A 14,992-nucleotide genomic window follows, 5' to 3' on the forward strand; every position below is an offset into this window, starting at 1 on the left:
GGGATATTTTTTATTTTCACAACAGGTAAATCCCAACATGAATCAGAGCTTGCTCGTTACTAAACGCGATGGCAGTAAAGAAAAAATCAATTTGGATAAAATCCACCGCGTCATTACCTGGGCCGCAGAGGGTTTACACAATGTCTCCGTCTCTCAGGTCGAACTTCGCTCCCACATTCAGTTTTACGATGGCATCAAGACAGCCGACATCCACGAGACCATTATTAAGGCCGCTGCCGATCTGATCTCTCGCGAAAGCCCGGATTACCAATATCTGGCCGCGCGTCTGGCTATCTTCCATCTGCGTAAGAAAGCCTATGGCCAGTTTGAGCCGCCAGCACTGCTGACTCACGTCACCAAGATGGTCGAACTGGGCAAATACGACAAACACCTGCTGGAAGACTATAGCCCGGAAGAATTTGCCCAGATGGACGCTTTCATCGATCACTGGCGCGACATGAATTTCTCCTATGCGGCGGTTAAACAGCTGGAAGGGAAATACCTGGTACAAAACCGCGTTACCGGTGATATCTACGAAAGTGCCCAGTTCCTGTACATTCTGGTCGCGGCCTGCCTGTTCTCCGGCTACCCGCGTGAAACTCGTCTGGATTACATCAAACGTTTTTACGACGCGATTTCCACGTTCAAGATTTCCCTGCCGACGCCAATCATGGCGGGCGTGCGCACACCAACGCGTCAGTTCAGCTCCTGCGTGCTGATCGAATGCGGCGACAGCCTGGACTCCATCAACGCGACGTCCAGCGCCATCGTGAAATACGTTTCCCAGCGTGCCGGTATCGGCATCAACGCAGGTCGCATCCGTGCGCTCGGCAGCCCGATTCGCGGCGGTGAAGCCTTCCATACCGGCTGTATTCCTTTCTATAAACACTTCCAGACGGCGGTGAAATCCTGCTCTCAGGGCGGCGTCCGCGGCGGAGCTGCCACGCTATTCTATCCGCTGTGGCATCTGGAAGTTGAAAGCCTGCTGGTGCTGAAAAACAACCGTGGTGTAGAAGGCAACCGCGTTCGTCACCTCGACTACGGCGTACAGCTGAACAAACTGATGTATCAGCGTCTGGTAAAAGGTGAAGAGATCACGCTGTTCAGCCCATCCGACGTGCCGGGGTTGTACGATGCGTTCTTCGCCGATCAGGATGAGTTCGAGCGTCTGTATGTGCAATATGAGCAGGATGACAGCATTCGCAAACAGCGCATTAAAGCGGTTGAGCTGTTCTCTCTGATGATGCAGGAACGCGCTTCCACCGGCCGTATCTATATTCAGAACGTTGACCACTGCAACACGCACAGCCCGTTCGATCCGCAGATTGCGCCCGTTCGCCAGTCTAACCTGTGTCTGGAAATCGCGCTGCCGACCAAGCCGCTGAACGACGTGAACGATGAAAACGGTGAAATCGCGCTGTGTACCCTGTCTGCTTTCAACCTCGGCGCCATCAACAGCTTAGACGATCTGGAAGAACTGGCGACGCTGGCCGTACGCGCGCTGGATGCCCTGCTGGATTATCAGGATTACCCGATTACCGCGGCAGAACGTGGGGCAATGGGTCGCCGTACGCTGGGTATTGGCGTGATCAACTTCGCTTACTATCTGGCGAAAAACGGCGTGCGCTACTCTGACGGCAGCGCCAACGGCCTGACGCACAGAACGTTTGAAGCGATCCAATACTACCTGCTGAAAGCCTCTAACGTGCTGGCGCGCGAGCAAGGTGCCTGCCCGTGGTTCAATGAAACCACCTATTCGCAGGGTATCCTGCCTATCGATACCTATAAACGCGATCTGGATGCGATTTGTAACGAGCCGCTGCATCTCGACTGGGAAGCGCTGCGTAACGACATCAAAGAGTACGGCCTGCGTAACTCCACGCTGTCGGCATTGATGCCGTCTGAAACCTCGTCTCAGATCTCCAACGCCACCAACGGTATTGAACCACCGCGCGGGCACATCAGCGTCAAGGCCTCCAAAGACGGTATTCTGCGTCAGGTTGTGCCGGAGTACGAAACGCTGAAAGACGCTTACGAACTGCTGTGGGAAATGCCGAGCAATGACGGCTACCTGCAACTGGTGGGTCTGATGCAGAAGTTTGTCGATCAGGCGATTTCGTCTAACACCAACTACGATCCATCGCGTTTCCCATCCGGCAAAGTGCCGATGAAGCAACTGCTGAAAGATCTGGTCACGGCTTACAAATTCGGCGTGAAAACGCTGTATTACCAAAACACCCGTGACGGCGCAGAAGACGTACAGGACGACCTGCTGGCAGAACCGCAGGACGACGGCTGTGAAGGCGGCGCGTGTAAGATTTAAGCCAATAATGAAAGGCTGCAATGCAGCCTTTCATCTTTTATAGCAGGCGTCGCTGCCCGCCCTCTATGGGCCTTCACAAGCGGCGTTAAAAAATGCTCCCGGCATTTTTTTGGAGAAACTCATGGCCTATACCACTTTTTCACAGAATAAAAATGATCAACTGCTAGAACCGATGTTCTTCGGTCAGTCTGTTAACGTTGCCCGTTTCGATCAGCAAAAATATGAAATTTTCGAAAAGCTGATCGAAAAACAGCTGTCCTTCTTCTGGCGTCCGGAAGAAGTCGACGTGTCGCGCGATCGTATCGACTATCAGGCGTTGCCCGATCATGAAAAACACATCTTTATCAGCAACCTGAAATACCAAACGTTGCTGGATTCCATTCAGGGTCGTAGCCCGAACGTGGCCCTGCTGCCGCTGATTTCTATCCCTGAGCTGGAAACCTGGGTAGAAACCTGGGCGTTCTCAGAAACCATTCACTCACGCTCTTACACGCACATCATCCGTAATATCGTGAACGATCCGTCGCTGGTGTTTGACGATATCGTAACAAACGACGAGATCCTAAAGCGCGCCAAGGATATCTCCGGCTATTACGATTCTCTGATCGAGATGACCAGCTACTATCATCTGCTGGGTGAAGGCACACATCAGGTTAACGGCAAGACCGTAACCGTCAATCTGCATGCGCTGAAAAAGCAGCTGTATCTGTGCCTGATGAGCGTAAACGCGCTGGAAGCAATTCGCTTCTACGTCAGCTTTGCCTGCTCGTTTGCTTTTGCAGAACGTGAGTTGATGGAAGGCAACGCCAAAATCATCAAGCTGATCGCTCGTGATGAAGCGCTGCACCTGACCGGCACACAGCACATGCTGAATCTGATGCGCTCCGGCCATGACGATCCCGAAATGGCGCAGATTGCCGAAGAGTGTCAGCAAGAGTGTTATGACCTGTTCGTGCTCGCTGCCCAGCAAGAAAAAGAGTGGGCGGAATACCTGTTCCGCGACGGTTCGATGATTGGTCTGAACAAAGATATTCTGTGTCAGTATGTGGAATACATCACCAACATCCGCATGCAGGCGGTTGGGCTGCCGCTGCCGTTCCAGACGCGCACTAACCCTATTCCGTGGATCAACGCCTGGCTGGTATCCGATAACGTGCAGGTCGCGCCACAGGAAGTTGAAGTCAGCTCCTATCTGGTCGGTCAGATCGATTCAGAAATCAGCGACGACGACCTGAGTGATTTCCAACTGTAATCGATGAGCAACCCAACGATCACGCTGCGCACATCCGGTGCGCAGTTTTCCTGTTCAGACGACGGCCCTTCCCTGTTGGATGTGCTGGAGTCCAACCGCGTCAGCATTGAATACCAGTGCCGCTCCGGCTATTGCGGCTCCTGTCGGTTGCGTCTGGTAAAAGGCAGAGTGGCGTATCGCCAAACCCCGCTGGCCTGCATCCAACAGGATGAAATCCTCCCCTGCTGCTGCATGCCGCAGGGCGACATCGAGCTCGATATTTAGCCCCGACCTTCCCCACGGGCTAATCTCCCTATCACTCGCGCTGCTGGCGCATTTCCTGCCCGCTTTCATGCTCAAGTGGGTTACACTACCCGCTGACATCGTCTTTCGACTGATATATACCCTAAATAATTCGAGTTGCAGGAAGGCGGAGACCGAGCGAATCCCCAGGAATTTACATCAAGTAAGTGACTGGGGTGAGTAAGGGAATCCAACGCACATGCAGCTTGAAGTATGACGGGGATAAAACAACGTGGAGGTTTTAAAACATGCTCACCGTCATTCCTATTTTGATCTTTGTTGCGCTCATCATCGTCTGGTCAGGCATCAAAATCGTACCTCAGGGATATCAATGGACTGTAGAACGGTTTGGTCGCTATACCAAAACGCTGATGCCAGGGCTTAATCTGGTGGTGCCATTTATGGATCGCGTCGGCCGCAAAATTAATATGATGGAACAGGTGCTGGATATTCCCTCACAGGAAATCATTTCGAAAGATAACGCCAATGTGACCATCGACGCCGTATGTTTTATTCAGGTTATCGATCCGGCACGCGCCGCCTATGAAGTCAGCAATCTGGAACAGGCGATCGTCAACCTGACAATGACCAACATCCGTACCGTACTGGGTTCTATGGAGCTGGACGAAATGCTGTCTCAGCGCGACAGTATCAATACCCGCCTGCTGCACATCGTGGACGAAGCAACCAACCCATGGGGCATCAAAATCACCCGTATTGAGATCCGCGACGTCCGTCCGCCAACAGAGCTGATTGCCGCGATGAACGCGCAGATGAAAGCGGAACGTAACAAGCGTGCCGATATTCTGGAAGCCGAAGGGGTACGTCAGGCAGCGATCCTGAAAGCCGAAGGGGAAAAACAATCGCAGATTCTGAAAGCGGAAGGTCTGCGCCAGTCCGCATTCCTGGAGGCTGAAGCGCGTGAGCGTGCGGCGGAAGCGGAAGCACAGGCCACTAAAATGGTGTCCGAAGCCATCGCGGCGGGCGATATTCAGGCAGTGAATTACTTCATCGCTCAGAAATATACCGATGCGCTGCAACAGATTGGTTCTTCTAATAACAGCAAAGTCATCATGATGCCGTTGGAAGCCAGCAATTTAATGGGCGCTATCGGCGGGATTGCAGAACTGGTTAAAGACAGCAAAGAAAGCCGAGGTAAATAATGGGCATTGAACTGGTGATGGAAAATGCGCACTGGTTCTGGCTGTCGCTCGGCGGCCTGCTTTTAGCCGCCGAAATGCTGGGCGCCAGTGGCTATTTACTGTGGAGCGGCTTATCGGCGGTATTGGTTGGGCTGTTAACGTGGGTCATGCCGCTGGGCTGGCCATGGCAGGGAACGATTTTTGCCATCCTGACGATCGTCACCGCGCTGCTCTGGTGGTATTGGCTGCGTAAACGGACGCTGTCACGCCCACAGTCAACGCTTAACCAACGTGGGCAACAGCTGATTGGCCTGCGCGCCACGCTGACCGAACCGGTGACCAACGGTTTCGGCCGGGTAAACATTGGTGACAGCAGTTGGCGTGTGAAATCAGAGCAGGATCTGCCCGCCGGTACACATGTTGAAGTGATTGCCATCGATGGTATCACGCTGCATGTGCGCCCAACGGAGCGCTAACCGCACACACTTTAGGGGAGCCCGTCTCCCCTTTATGACGATTTACTCTTCTGACTACTTATTCTTCTGACAACAGCCCGCCAGATTATTGATTATCGGACAGTCCGCTCCGCCGTCACCCGGACACTGTTCGGCCAGCGCCAGTAGCTGTTCACGCATCGCTTTCAACTCTTCGATATGCATCTCGATTTCCTGCACTTTCTGCAAAGTACGCGCTTTGACATCCGCACTTCGCCGCAGCGGATCGTTAAATAGCGTCACCAGTTCCCGGCATTCATCCAGATTAAAGCCAACCTGGCGTGCCTGGCGCAGCAGCGTAAGCTCTTCGACGTGATGGTCGTCGTAGCTACGGTAACCATTTTCAGAACGCAGCGGCGTAGTCAGAAGTTCTTTTTCTTCATAGAAGCGAATGGTTTTACTGCTAAGACCGGTTTTTTTCGCAACATCACTGATATTCATGATTTCCCCCTTGACCCTCCCCTTGCTAGAAGGTTTACCTTATCCAATAACTAGTAGAAATCAGATAGCCGGTCAACGTCTTTCACCTCCGGCTGTGATCACGGGAGAAAATTATTATGTCACAAACCATCGTGTTGTCATTGCAGGGACTGACCTGCGGACACTGTGTTCAACGTGTTAAAAAAGCACTGGATGCGCTGCCTGCGGTCGCACAAACCCACGTCACACAACAGTACGCGAGCGTCAGCGGCGACGTTGATTCGCAGACGTTGATCGACACCATTGAACAGGCTGGCTACGAAGCACAGCTTGCTACTACGCCGGATGTGTCCCTCCAGCTTTCCGGCCTGAGCTGCAATCACTGCGTCGCCGCGACACGTAAAGTGCTGGAAGCCCTTCCCGGCGTCGTGGCAACGGATGTCACTACAGAGCAGGCCGCCGTGTATGGCAACGTTGAGGCCACTGTACTGATTAGCGCGATTGAAGAAGCCGGCTATCACGCCAGCGTACAGGAGAGCGCTCACCCAAAAACTGAGCCGCTGGCACAGGTAGCGACAACGCCGGAAACGCTGCCAGCGGCCGAGAAAACTCTTCCGGCAACAACCACATCGTCCACCAACGATGACGACAGCGTACAGCTCCTGCTTCAGGGCATGAGCTGCGCCAGCTGCGTAAGCCGCGTACAGACGGCGCTGCAAAACGTCAGCGGCGTTACGCAGGCGCGGGTAAATCTGGCCGAACGCAGTGCGTTGGTCAGCGGTCATGCCGAACCGGAAGCGTTAATTGCCGCCGTAGAGCAAGCAGGTTATGGGGCGGAAATCATTCAGGACGAAGAAGCGCGCCGCGCACGCCAGCAGCAAACCGCTCAACAGGCTATTCGCCGCTTCCAATGGCAGGCCGCGTTAGGCTTAGTGCTTGGTGTTCCGCTGATGCTGTGGGGCGTGCTGGGCGGCAGCATGAGTCTGACGCCAGAAAGCCAAACGCCGTGGCTCATCATCGGTATTTTGACGCTGGCGGTGATGGTGTTCGCTGGCAGCCATTTTTACCGTAACGCCTGGCGTAGCCTGAAAAACGGTGCCGCCACCATGGATACGCTGGTCGCACTGGGAACGGGCGCAGCATGGCTTTATTCCATTACCGTTAACCTGTGGCCAGAGCTTTTCCCAATGGCAGCGCGCCATCTTTACTACGAAGCCAGCGCGATGATCATCGGTTTAATCAATCTGGGCCATGCGCTGGAGCAGCGCGCCCGCCAGCGATCTTCTCGTGCGCTGGAACGGCTGCTGGATTTGACGCCCCCTACCGCACGCGTCGTGACGGCAGAAGGTGAAAAATCCATTCCGTTATCCGACGTACAGTCCGGCATGACGCTGCGCCTGACAACCGGCGATCGTATTCCTGTCGATGGTGAGATTTTGCAAGGCGAAGTGTGGGTGGATGAAGCCATGCTGACCGGGGAACCGATCCCACAATCCAAAACGACTGGCGACAACGTGCACGCCGGTACGCTGGTTTCCGACGGCAGCGTCCTCTTCCGGGCGGACGCGATCGGCAACCAAACGACCCTGTCGCGAATCATCCGGCTGGTCAGACAGGCGCAAAGCAGCAAACCCGCTATCGGTCAGTTGGCGGATCGCATCTCTGCCGTGTTTGTTCCCGTCGTCGTGGCTATCGCGCTTCTCAGCGGCGCGATCTGGTTCTTCGTAGGGCCGCAGCCGCAGGTGGTCTACACGCTCATTATCGTCACGACCGTCCTGATCATTGCCTGCCCTTGTGCGCTTGGGCTGGCAACGCCGATGTCGATTATTTCCGGCGTCGGACGTGCCGCAGAGTTTGGTGTGCTGGTGCGGGATGCCGATGCCTTACAGCAGGCCAGCAAGCTGGATGTGCTGGTGTTTGATAAAACCGGTACGCTGACCGAAGGGCAACCACGCGTTGTGGCAGTTCATCCCTTCGGTGACGTGACGGAAGCACAGGCGCTGGCCTGGGCGGCCTCGCTGGAACAGGGCTCTAATCACCCGCTGGCAAAAGCGATTCTTGAACGCGCAGAGAATCTGACGCTCACGCCAGCCGATCAGTTCCGTACGCTGCGCGGTCTCGGCGTCAGCGGCAAGATTGGTGATGCCAATCTGCTGCTGGGGAATCCGGCACTACTCAAACAGCATCAGGTCGATATCACCGCAGGTGAAACACTGATCAACGAGCAGGCTCAGCGTGGGATCACACCAGTCTTGCTTGCGGCGAATGGTCACATCGTCGCGGTGTTATCTATCCACGATCCGCTGCGAGCAGATAGCGTCAGCGCCTTACAGCGTCTGCACCGGCAGGGCTATCAGCTCGTTATGCTAACGGGAGACAACCCGCTCACGGCGAAGAGCATCGCGACAGAAGCGGGCATCGACCAAGTGATTGCCGGGGTGCTGCCAGACGGAAAAGCAGAAGCCATCAAAAAGCTACAGGCTCAAGGCAAACGCGTGGCGATGATTGGTGACGGCATCAACGATGCGCCAGCGCTGGCGCAGGCCGATGTCGGCATTGCGATGGGAGGCGGCAGCGATATTGCAATTGAAACCGCCGCCATCACGCTGATGCGCCACAGCCTGCACGGCATCGCCGATGCGCTAGCGTTGTCCAATGCCACGCTGCGCAACATGAAGCAGAACCTGCTGGGCGCGTTTATCTATAACTCGCTGGGGATCCCGATTGCCGCGGGCGTGCTTTACCCGCTGACAGGCGCGCTACTCAGCCCGGTGGTCGCCGGTGCCGCCATGGCACTCTCCTCTATCACGGTTGTCAGTAACGCCAACCGCCTGCTGCGCTTTAAACCTAAAAGTGAGTAATGCAAACGCGGCACGTCTCAACAACGTGCCGCGTTTGGCCTTTTCCGTCCTTTCACTATATCGATTCCCCCATATCTTTTACTAAGCGACATAAAACATCCATATTGCGGTCACACGGTAAAGCATGGAAAATAGCCTTGCGCTTCTGGGCATGAGTAAACTACGAGGTAAAACTGGCCGAATGTCCCATTCGTCTATATAACGTCCCCAATAATGGGGAATAAATAGCCAAAGGACCAGATGCACATAATCAGGAATTTTATTCTTGATAATTTGGATGATGGTAGATTTACACATCATATTAAACAGGGATTTATTAAAGAAGGTGGTCATGAAGACTCTGCAATTTTTTCTCATTATTCCTACTGCAATAGTACTGGTAGGATGTTCTACTCTATCATATGAAGAACCAAATTCTGGCCCCAGAGCAAGAGTCAGGTTTGCTACAGAATTTGAAGGTACAACCGTACTAAGAGCATACGATGATAGATCCTGTAGGATAAATGAAACGGAATGGATGAGATTAAAAAATGGTACACTTATTAACACTCAAGAAAAATCTCTTGGTTTACCGTTGAATAAATATCATAAAAACGCAGCCAAAGAGGTATATGTTCGATCAGGAAAAGAGTTCACTGGCATGTTTGAAGGCTTAGAATTAAAAGACGGTGTCATATACCGCTGTGGTGTACCATTTAGCCATACCTTCGATGACAAAAAAGATTATGAAGTGGAATTTATCTGGCATCGCCGCCAATGTAAAGTCAGTATCTATGAAATAAAAAATAGTGCTGGAAGTTGGTCTCGTATACAAAACAAATCATATTCTAATAATGTTACTTCAGATAACGTTGGGTGTTTCTCTCAGTTATTAAAAAACAGATTATATTAAAAAAATAAAAATGGAATTACAAATGAAAAAACTATTCGGACTATTCATTCCCTTTCTACTTGCATCATGCAGTAATAATAAACTATATGACCAATTCCCTGCGACGAATGGCACAATTGGCATGGCATATTGTGTCAGAGCCATGTGGCAGGTAGACGCAATGACTAATAAGGTAGACATTGATGTTATTAATCTTATAGAAAATAGAAGCGGCGCTGGTTCTTTCTATGTCTATGATAATGATGGTAATGAATTTGTCTCAATCATTGGTACATATGGCTTACTGGGGAAAAACGAAGATGATATTGACATTAGATTTTATGTTCCTAAAGACAAAGCTATTTCCCCTCTGACAAAGCGGAGATACGACCTGACTAAAACTTGTGCGAAAATACCAACACAAGAACGTGAAAAACTATTTATTCCCAATGTTATTTGTACGGACCAAACTGGATGCGATTTTAGGAAGAAAGGTTAATATACCCTAACTAATTCGAGTTTCAGGCAGGCGGCAAGTAAGGGAGCCCCGATAAGCTTAGCTCAAGTAAATGATTCGGATGACTAAGCAAAGCCAACGCACATGCAACTTGACACATGATGTGTATATACACCTTACGTCATACTCGTGCAGGTAGGGATAGAATCAGCAAATCCCACCTGCTGCGCTTTAAACCTAAAAGTGAGTAATGCAAACGCGGCACGTCTCAACAACGTGCCGCGTTTGGCCTTTCCGAAAACCATCGTGTTTTTTTATCGCCTATAGCCAGAGCGATTCCACCAGGTCCACACCAGCGTCGGTATACCTTGTATTGTGCCGCATCTAGCGTTTAGCATAGTTATTCCACATCAGGAGACGGAACCCATGGGGCAATTGCTGCGTAGAATCGCGACTTTTCTTGGTTTTATTTCACCGCTGGCTTATGCCTACCCGGCGATAGACGTCCAACTGGCCAATGCGCGACAACTGCATCTGGTCGGCAGTATTCATATGGGTAGTCAGGATATGGCACCGCTACCCGATGCGCTGCTGCAACAACTCCGTCAGGCAACCGCACTGATCGTCGAAGCTGATATCTCTGATGCACACTCCCCCTTCGGCCATAATGATGCCGATCTGCCGCTCGTGCAGCGCCTCAGTCCGGCAAACTACCGCCAGTTGCAAAAAATCTGCGAATCGCTCTCTTTCGATGAGAGCAATATCGATACGCTGCCAGCCTGGCAGGCCGCGCTGATGCTGCAAGCAAGACAGGCACAGTTGCTGGGCTTACGCCCCGACTACGGCATCGATTATCAGTTGATTAACGCGGCGAAATCTCAGGGTATTCAGGTCATCGAACTGGAAGGACAGCAGACGCAGGTTGATTTGTTACAGCAACTGCCGCAGGGCGGCCTGCTGCTGCTGGAAGATACGATTAAACACTGGCACACCAACGCGCGTTTGCTGCAAACGATGGTAGGCTGGTGGCTAGACCGCAGGCCCGGCCAATATAAACCGGATATCCCTGCGACATTCAGCAATGAAATGACCGACCTGCTGATGGGTCAACGTAACCGTCGTTGGCAACAGCAACTTCAGGCGCTGCCGCCTGGAAACTACGTTGTGGCCGTCGGCGCATTGCATCTGTATGGCGATGAGAATTTACCTACTCTGCTCAACAACGGTCATTCGGCAGCGCAGTAAAAGAACACATTAGGGCGCGCAACCGCGTCTGCAAGATAAGGCCCGCTAACGGGTTAAGGATAGTGAAATCATGACACCCGCAGTCAATCTGCTCGAAAAGAATAAGGTCGCTTTTACGTTACACAGCTACCACCACGACAGCGACGAAACCAACTTTGGCGAGGAAGCGGCCAGAAAGCTGGGACTGAATAAAGAGCAGGTTTATAAAACGCTGCTCGTTTCTCTGAATGGTGATGCGAAGAATCTCGCCGTGGCCGTCACGCCGGTTTCAGGAATGCTGGACCTCAAGAAAGTCGCTCGTGCGCTGTCGGCCAAAAAAGCTGATATGGCCGATCCGGTCATCGCTCAGCGTGTAACGGGTTATCTGGTAGGAGGAATCAGCCCGCTTGGGCAAAAGAAACTGCTGCCGACCGTGATTGATGAACCGGCACGCCAGTTCGATACCATTTTCATTTCCGGCGGTAAGCGCGGATTGGATATTGAGCTATCGGCAGACGATCTGGCGCGACTGCTGCGCGCCACCTTTGCCGATATCGCCAAGCATGATTGATGCTCGCAATTAAAAGAATTTAACCTGTCGGGCAATGTGCTTCAAAATGAAGCAGGTAGCAGAGGACTCCACGGCCAGTGTGCCCCCCGCTACCGCTTCATATACTCGTCATACTTCAAGTTGCATGTGCGTTGGCTGCTTTCAGTCACCCGAATCACTTACTTGAGTAAGCTCATCGGGATTCCTTCCCTTGCCGCCTTCCTGAAACTCGAATTATTTAGGGTATAATCGATTACTGATCGACTTTCGCCCCTTTATCCAACTGCATCACCGGACCTTCTTTCACATTCAGGGTCAGGCCTTTGGTTTGCAGTTCCGCATTCCTGACGCGAATACCTTTATCCGCATCAATGCGCACGTTATCAAAATGGAAACCACTGAGCGGGGCTTCCGGCACGCCAATGATATATGCCGCCGCCTTGGTCTTACCGGTCGACTCCAGATTCTCAATGGTCACATTGCTGAAATGCGGCGTTTTGTATTGATCAAACGGCTGCGCTGGATCGGTATCCGGTGGATAAATCTGCTCGCCCATTGTGAAGCCGCCTTCAGCCAGCATCTTATCAACCTCAGCCTGCACTATCGGCGCAGCTTTATAGTAGCCAGCAAAGACCAGCGGGATTTCGACATCCACCATTTTGGTATTACGGTAGGTGATGTTTTTCACTTCGCCGCCTTTACCACGCAGGGTTTTAATGCGGATACCGTACATAGAACCTTCGAACTGGTTATTTTCGACCAGCACGTTATTCACACCACCGGAGGTTTCACTGCCGATAGAAATACCGCGCCCCTGCTTCAGGATGTTATTGGCGATATAAATATTATCGACGACGCCATTCGGGAAGCGGCTATCCGGCTTCTCGGCTTTTATCGCGATATGGTCGTCATTACAGTCGATATAGTTGTTGGTGATACGGATGTTCTGGCTGTCGATCGGGTCGATAGCGTCGGTATTTGGCGCATGCCACGGCGACAGAATACGCGTGCCATTGACATCCACATCATGTGAATAGCGCATCACAACGTGAAAGCTTGGAGAATGCGTGAGCGTGACGCCATCCACCAGCACGTTACTGGAGCTTTTGATATAAATCAGGCGTGGACGATCGGTGCCGCCTTTCTTGCCCGTTGCGCGAATATTCGCACGCCAGCGTTCCCACCAGACGGCACCCTGCCCATCAATGGTCCCCTGACCGGTGATAGCCACGTTCTGCGCATCGGCAATGCTGATAAAAGGAAGCCAACCATTTTCTGCTTCAGCGTACTTGGTTTTTTCCGTCGCGCGATACGCGGCTTCTTCGGTTGACGCAACAATGGTCGCATCTTTCGCTAAATCCAGTCGGATGTTGCTTTTCAGGAACAGCGGGTCGACCAGATAGTTACCGCGAGGAACGTGTACCGTTCCGCCGCCGGCCGCAGCACAGTCATCAATCGCTTTCTGGAAGGCCTGGGTATTCAGTGCGATCTGTAAGCGGTGGCCTTCGGCTCCGTATTGCGTTACGTCACAGATTTTATCGGGGAATTTCACTGCACTGGCCGCTTGTGCGGAGCCCGCTTGAATACCCAGTGTGATGCAGGAAGCCATTAATGACAGGGCAAGACCACTACGCATACTTAACCTCACTAAAAAATGAAATGTAGTTTTAATAAAGTAACACTCTCATTCCATTAAAAAGCGAGAAGCGATCACGTTTTAGATGTATTCGTAATAATTACAATAAGGTATGAATTTTTTTGTGCAATTGTCCTATTCACATTTTGTCGATCGCCATAGTGTGAATACGGTTCTGTCAGGTAATGAGCAACGTACGCGGGATAAGGAATGGTGCTGGCCAGAGCGACCAGCACAGATAAGATGCATAAGGCTATGCCGTCAGGCGAGCGAAAGCGTCACGGATTTCCTGTTCAGGTAAGTCCACACCAATAAACACCAGCACGCTCTTCCTTTCTTCATCAGGCTGCCATTCCCTGTCCCAGTCGGCGCTGTACAAGCGCTGAACACCCTGAAACAGCAAACGGCGATCGTCACCGTTAATGGCCATAATGCCTTTATAACGCAGCAGATTATCGGAGAATTGCAGTAGCAGGTTTTCCATCACATCGGAAACAGACTGAAGCTCAACCGCCTTATCGAGATACACAACAATTGATTGCACGTTATTCTGCGCAGGGGCAACAAAGCGGAATACGGGCGTTTTCACGTCCAGTTTGTCACTGAGCACAAAGCCGTCGATGTTAAACAGCACGCTCAGATCGATATCGCCGTGTACTACGGGATAGATCGGTGCACGCGCATTGATGCGCTGAAGGCGCGGTAGCAGTGTTTCGTCTTCATTTGCCACATCGGTTTTGGTTAACAGTATGCGGTCGGCATAGCCAATCTGCGATTGCGCGATAGTGAACTGATCGAGTTGCTGTTGGGCATGTACCGCGTCCACCAGCGTAATGATTCCGTCCAGCACAAAGCGCTCGCAGATAACCTCATGAGAGAAGAAAGTCTGCGCCACCGGCCCTGGATCGGCCATACCGGTGCATTCAATGATGACGTGATCAAAATCCAGCGAACCGTTATCCACGCCATCGATCAGATCGAGCAGCGCATCGGCCAGCTCATTGGACTGTGTGCAGCAGATGCAACCGTTGCTCAGGGTCGTAATCTGGCTGGCACGTTCACCGATTAACGTATTATCAATCGGCACTTCGCCGAATTCGTTTTCAATCACGGCGATTTTATAGCCGTGGTCTGCATTCAGGATATGGCGTAATAAGGTGGTTTTTCCCGCGCCGAGAAAACCGGTCAGAATAGTGACATACACGGGAACAGCCACATCAGAGGATAAAGGTTGAGTCATAACAGGTTCCAAGTCGTTAACAGCAGCGCATCCCGCCTTTGCCATCTCCGCCGTAACGCGCCTGCTGGCGTTCGCGGAAAAATTCTTCATACGTCATCACAGGTTTATCCGGGTGGTTGGTCTGCATATGCTGTACATAGGTGTCATAGTCTGGCATACCGACCAGCATACGCGCCGCCTGGCCCAAATATTTTCCTGCTTTTCCCAGATTGCCAAACATCATTACCTCCAGACCATCGC

The 14,992-nt window shown here is 52.1% G+C and carries 14 protein-coding genes; 10 read left to right on the forward strand and 4 right to left on the reverse strand.

Annotated features, from left to right (window positions below):
* Positions 1-37 precede the first annotated feature (37 nt).
* From nrdA to WCT94_RS08290, 5 genes are all read left to right on the forward strand, one after another.
* On the forward strand, positions 38-2,323 hold the full coding sequence (nrdA, locus tag WCT94_RS08270; protein ID WP_336869040.1) for a class 1a ribonucleoside-diphosphate reductase subunit alpha: 2,286 nt from the start codon (positions 38-40) through the stop codon (positions 2,321-2,323).
* A gap of 121 nt (positions 2,324-2,444) precedes the next feature.
* Positions 2,445-3,575 (forward strand): class Ia ribonucleoside-diphosphate reductase subunit beta, encoded by a 1,131-nt coding sequence (gene nrdB, locus WCT94_RS08275; RefSeq protein ID WP_336869041.1) that lies wholly within the window; start codon positions 2,445-2,447, stop codon positions 3,573-3,575.
* A 3-nt stretch (positions 3,576-3,578) separates the two neighbouring features.
* Entirely contained in the window at positions 3,579-3,839 is a 261-nt protein-coding gene (yfaE, locus tag WCT94_RS08280; RefSeq protein WP_010284079.1) for a class I ribonucleotide reductase maintenance protein YfaE, read from the forward strand.
* Positions 3,840-4,105: 266 nt separating this feature from the next.
* Positions 4,106-5,020, forward strand: a complete 915-nt coding sequence (locus WCT94_RS08285) for an SPFH domain-containing protein (RefSeq protein ID WP_015839389.1) — start codon at positions 4,106-4,108, stop codon at positions 5,018-5,020.
* Positions 5,020-5,475 carry an NfeD family protein gene (locus tag WCT94_RS08290; protein ID WP_336869042.1) on the forward strand — a complete coding sequence of 152 codons (456 nt, stop codon included), beginning with the start codon at positions 5,020-5,022 and terminating at the stop codon, positions 5,473-5,475. The genes WCT94_RS08285 and WCT94_RS08290 overlap by 1 nt, the downstream gene beginning before the upstream one ends.
* 54 nt (positions 5,476-5,529) lie before the next feature.
* On the opposite strand, the gene cueR is transcribed toward WCT94_RS08290, so the two are convergent.
* On the reverse strand, positions 5,530-5,934 hold the full coding sequence (gene cueR, locus WCT94_RS08295; RefSeq protein WP_336869043.1) for a Cu(I)-responsive transcriptional regulator: 405 nt from the start codon (positions 5,932-5,934) through the stop codon (positions 5,530-5,532).
* Between the two features lie 116 nt (positions 5,935-6,050).
* On the opposite strand from cueR, the gene copA reads away from it, so the two are divergent.
* The 5 genes from copA to ybaK all read left to right on the forward strand — a co-directional run bounded on the left by copA (position 6,051) and on the right by ybaK (position 11,897).
* Positions 6,051-8,774, forward strand: a complete 2,724-nt coding sequence (gene copA / locus WCT94_RS08300; RefSeq protein ID WP_336869044.1) for a copper-exporting P-type ATPase CopA — start codon at positions 6,051-6,053, stop codon at positions 8,772-8,774.
* Between the two features lie 331 nt (positions 8,775-9,105).
* The gene (locus WCT94_RS08305) at positions 9,106-9,666 is read left to right on the forward strand and encodes a hypothetical protein (RefSeq protein WP_336869045.1); all 561 of its coding nucleotides are present in this window, start codon (positions 9,106-9,108) and stop codon (positions 9,664-9,666) included.
* Between the two features lie 22 nt (positions 9,667-9,688).
* Positions 9,689-10,144 (forward strand): hypothetical protein, encoded by a 456-nt coding sequence (locus tag WCT94_RS08310; RefSeq protein WP_336869046.1) that lies wholly within the window; start codon positions 9,689-9,691, stop codon positions 10,142-10,144.
* 384 nt (positions 10,145-10,528) lie between these two features.
* Positions 10,529-11,347, forward strand: coding sequence for a TraB/GumN family protein (locus WCT94_RS08315; protein WP_336869047.1), 819 nt, complete (start codon positions 10,529-10,531; stop codon positions 11,345-11,347).
* Between the two features lie 70 nt (positions 11,348-11,417).
* Entirely contained in the window at positions 11,418-11,897 is a 480-nt protein-coding gene (gene ybaK, locus WCT94_RS08320; protein ID WP_336869048.1) for a Cys-tRNA(Pro)/Cys-tRNA(Cys) deacylase YbaK, read from the forward strand.
* Positions 11,898-12,129: 232 nt separating this feature from the next.
* Here the strand turns inward: ybaK and WCT94_RS08325 are convergent, their stop codons facing one another.
* From WCT94_RS08325 to WCT94_RS08335, 3 genes are all read right to left on the reverse strand, one after another.
* Positions 12,130-13,512 (reverse strand): glycoside hydrolase family 28 protein, encoded by a 1,383-nt coding sequence (locus WCT94_RS08325; protein ID WP_336869050.1) that lies wholly within the window; start codon positions 13,510-13,512, stop codon positions 12,130-12,132.
* 253 nt (positions 13,513-13,765) lie between these two features.
* Complete coding sequence (gene yjiA, locus WCT94_RS08330) at positions 13,766-14,752, reverse strand: GTPase (RefSeq protein ID WP_336869051.1); 987 nt, start codon at positions 14,750-14,752, stop codon at positions 13,766-13,768.
* Between the two features lie 16 nt (positions 14,753-14,768).
* On the reverse strand, positions 14,769-14,972 hold the full coding sequence (locus tag WCT94_RS08335) for a YbdD/YjiX family protein (protein ID WP_039353071.1): 204 nt from the start codon (positions 14,970-14,972) through the stop codon (positions 14,769-14,771).
* Between the last annotated feature and the right edge of the window lie 20 nt (positions 14,973-14,992).

Origin of the sequence: Pectobacterium sp. 1950-15, from assembly GCF_037136835.1 — a bacterium.
In the GTDB taxonomy this organism is placed as follows: domain Bacteria; phylum Pseudomonadota; class Gammaproteobacteria; order Enterobacterales; family Enterobacteriaceae; genus Pectobacterium.

Bases quoted from the DNA above. Each gene is read 5' to 3' on its own strand.
- WCT94_RS08325 (WP_336869050.1), bottom strand. From the start codon at position 13,512: ATGCGTAGTGGTCTTGCCCTGTCATTAATGGCTTCCTGCATCACACTG.
- ybaK (WP_336869048.1), top strand. From the start codon at position 11,418: ATGACACCCGCAGTCAATCTGCTCGAAAAGAATAAGGTCGCTTTTACG.
- WCT94_RS08315 (WP_336869047.1), top strand. From the start codon at position 10,529: ATGGGGCAATTGCTGCGTAGAATCGCGACTTTTCTTGGTTTTATTTCA.
- yjiA (WP_336869051.1), bottom strand. From the start codon at position 14,752: ATGACTCAACCTTTATCCTCTGATGTGGCTGTTCCCGTGTATGTCACT.
- WCT94_RS08305 (WP_336869045.1), top strand. From the start codon at position 9,106: ATGAAGACTCTGCAATTTTTTCTCATTATTCCTACTGCAATAGTACTG.
- WCT94_RS08285 (WP_015839389.1), top strand. From the start codon at position 4,106: ATGCTCACCGTCATTCCTATTTTGATCTTTGTTGCGCTCATCATCGTC.
- cueR (WP_336869043.1), bottom strand. From the start codon at position 5,934: ATGAATATCAGTGATGTTGCGAAAAAAACCGGTCTTAGCAGTAAAACC.
- WCT94_RS08290 (WP_336869042.1), top strand. From the start codon at position 5,020: ATGGGCATTGAACTGGTGATGGAAAATGCGCACTGGTTCTGGCTGTCG.
- WCT94_RS08310 (WP_336869046.1), top strand. From the start codon at position 9,689: ATGAAAAAACTATTCGGACTATTCATTCCCTTTCTACTTGCATCATGC.
- yfaE (WP_010284079.1), top strand. From the start codon at position 3,579: ATGAGCAACCCAACGATCACGCTGCGCACATCCGGTGCGCAGTTTTCC.
- WCT94_RS08335 (WP_039353071.1), bottom strand. From the start codon at position 14,972: ATGTTTGGCAATCTGGGAAAAGCAGGAAAATATTTGGGCCAGGCGGCG.
- nrdA (WP_336869040.1), top strand. From the start codon at position 38: ATGAATCAGAGCTTGCTCGTTACTAAACGCGATGGCAGTAAAGAAAAA.
- copA (WP_336869044.1), top strand. From the start codon at position 6,051: ATGTCACAAACCATCGTGTTGTCATTGCAGGGACTGACCTGCGGACAC.
- nrdB (WP_336869041.1), top strand. From the start codon at position 2,445: ATGGCCTATACCACTTTTTCACAGAATAAAAATGATCAACTGCTAGAA.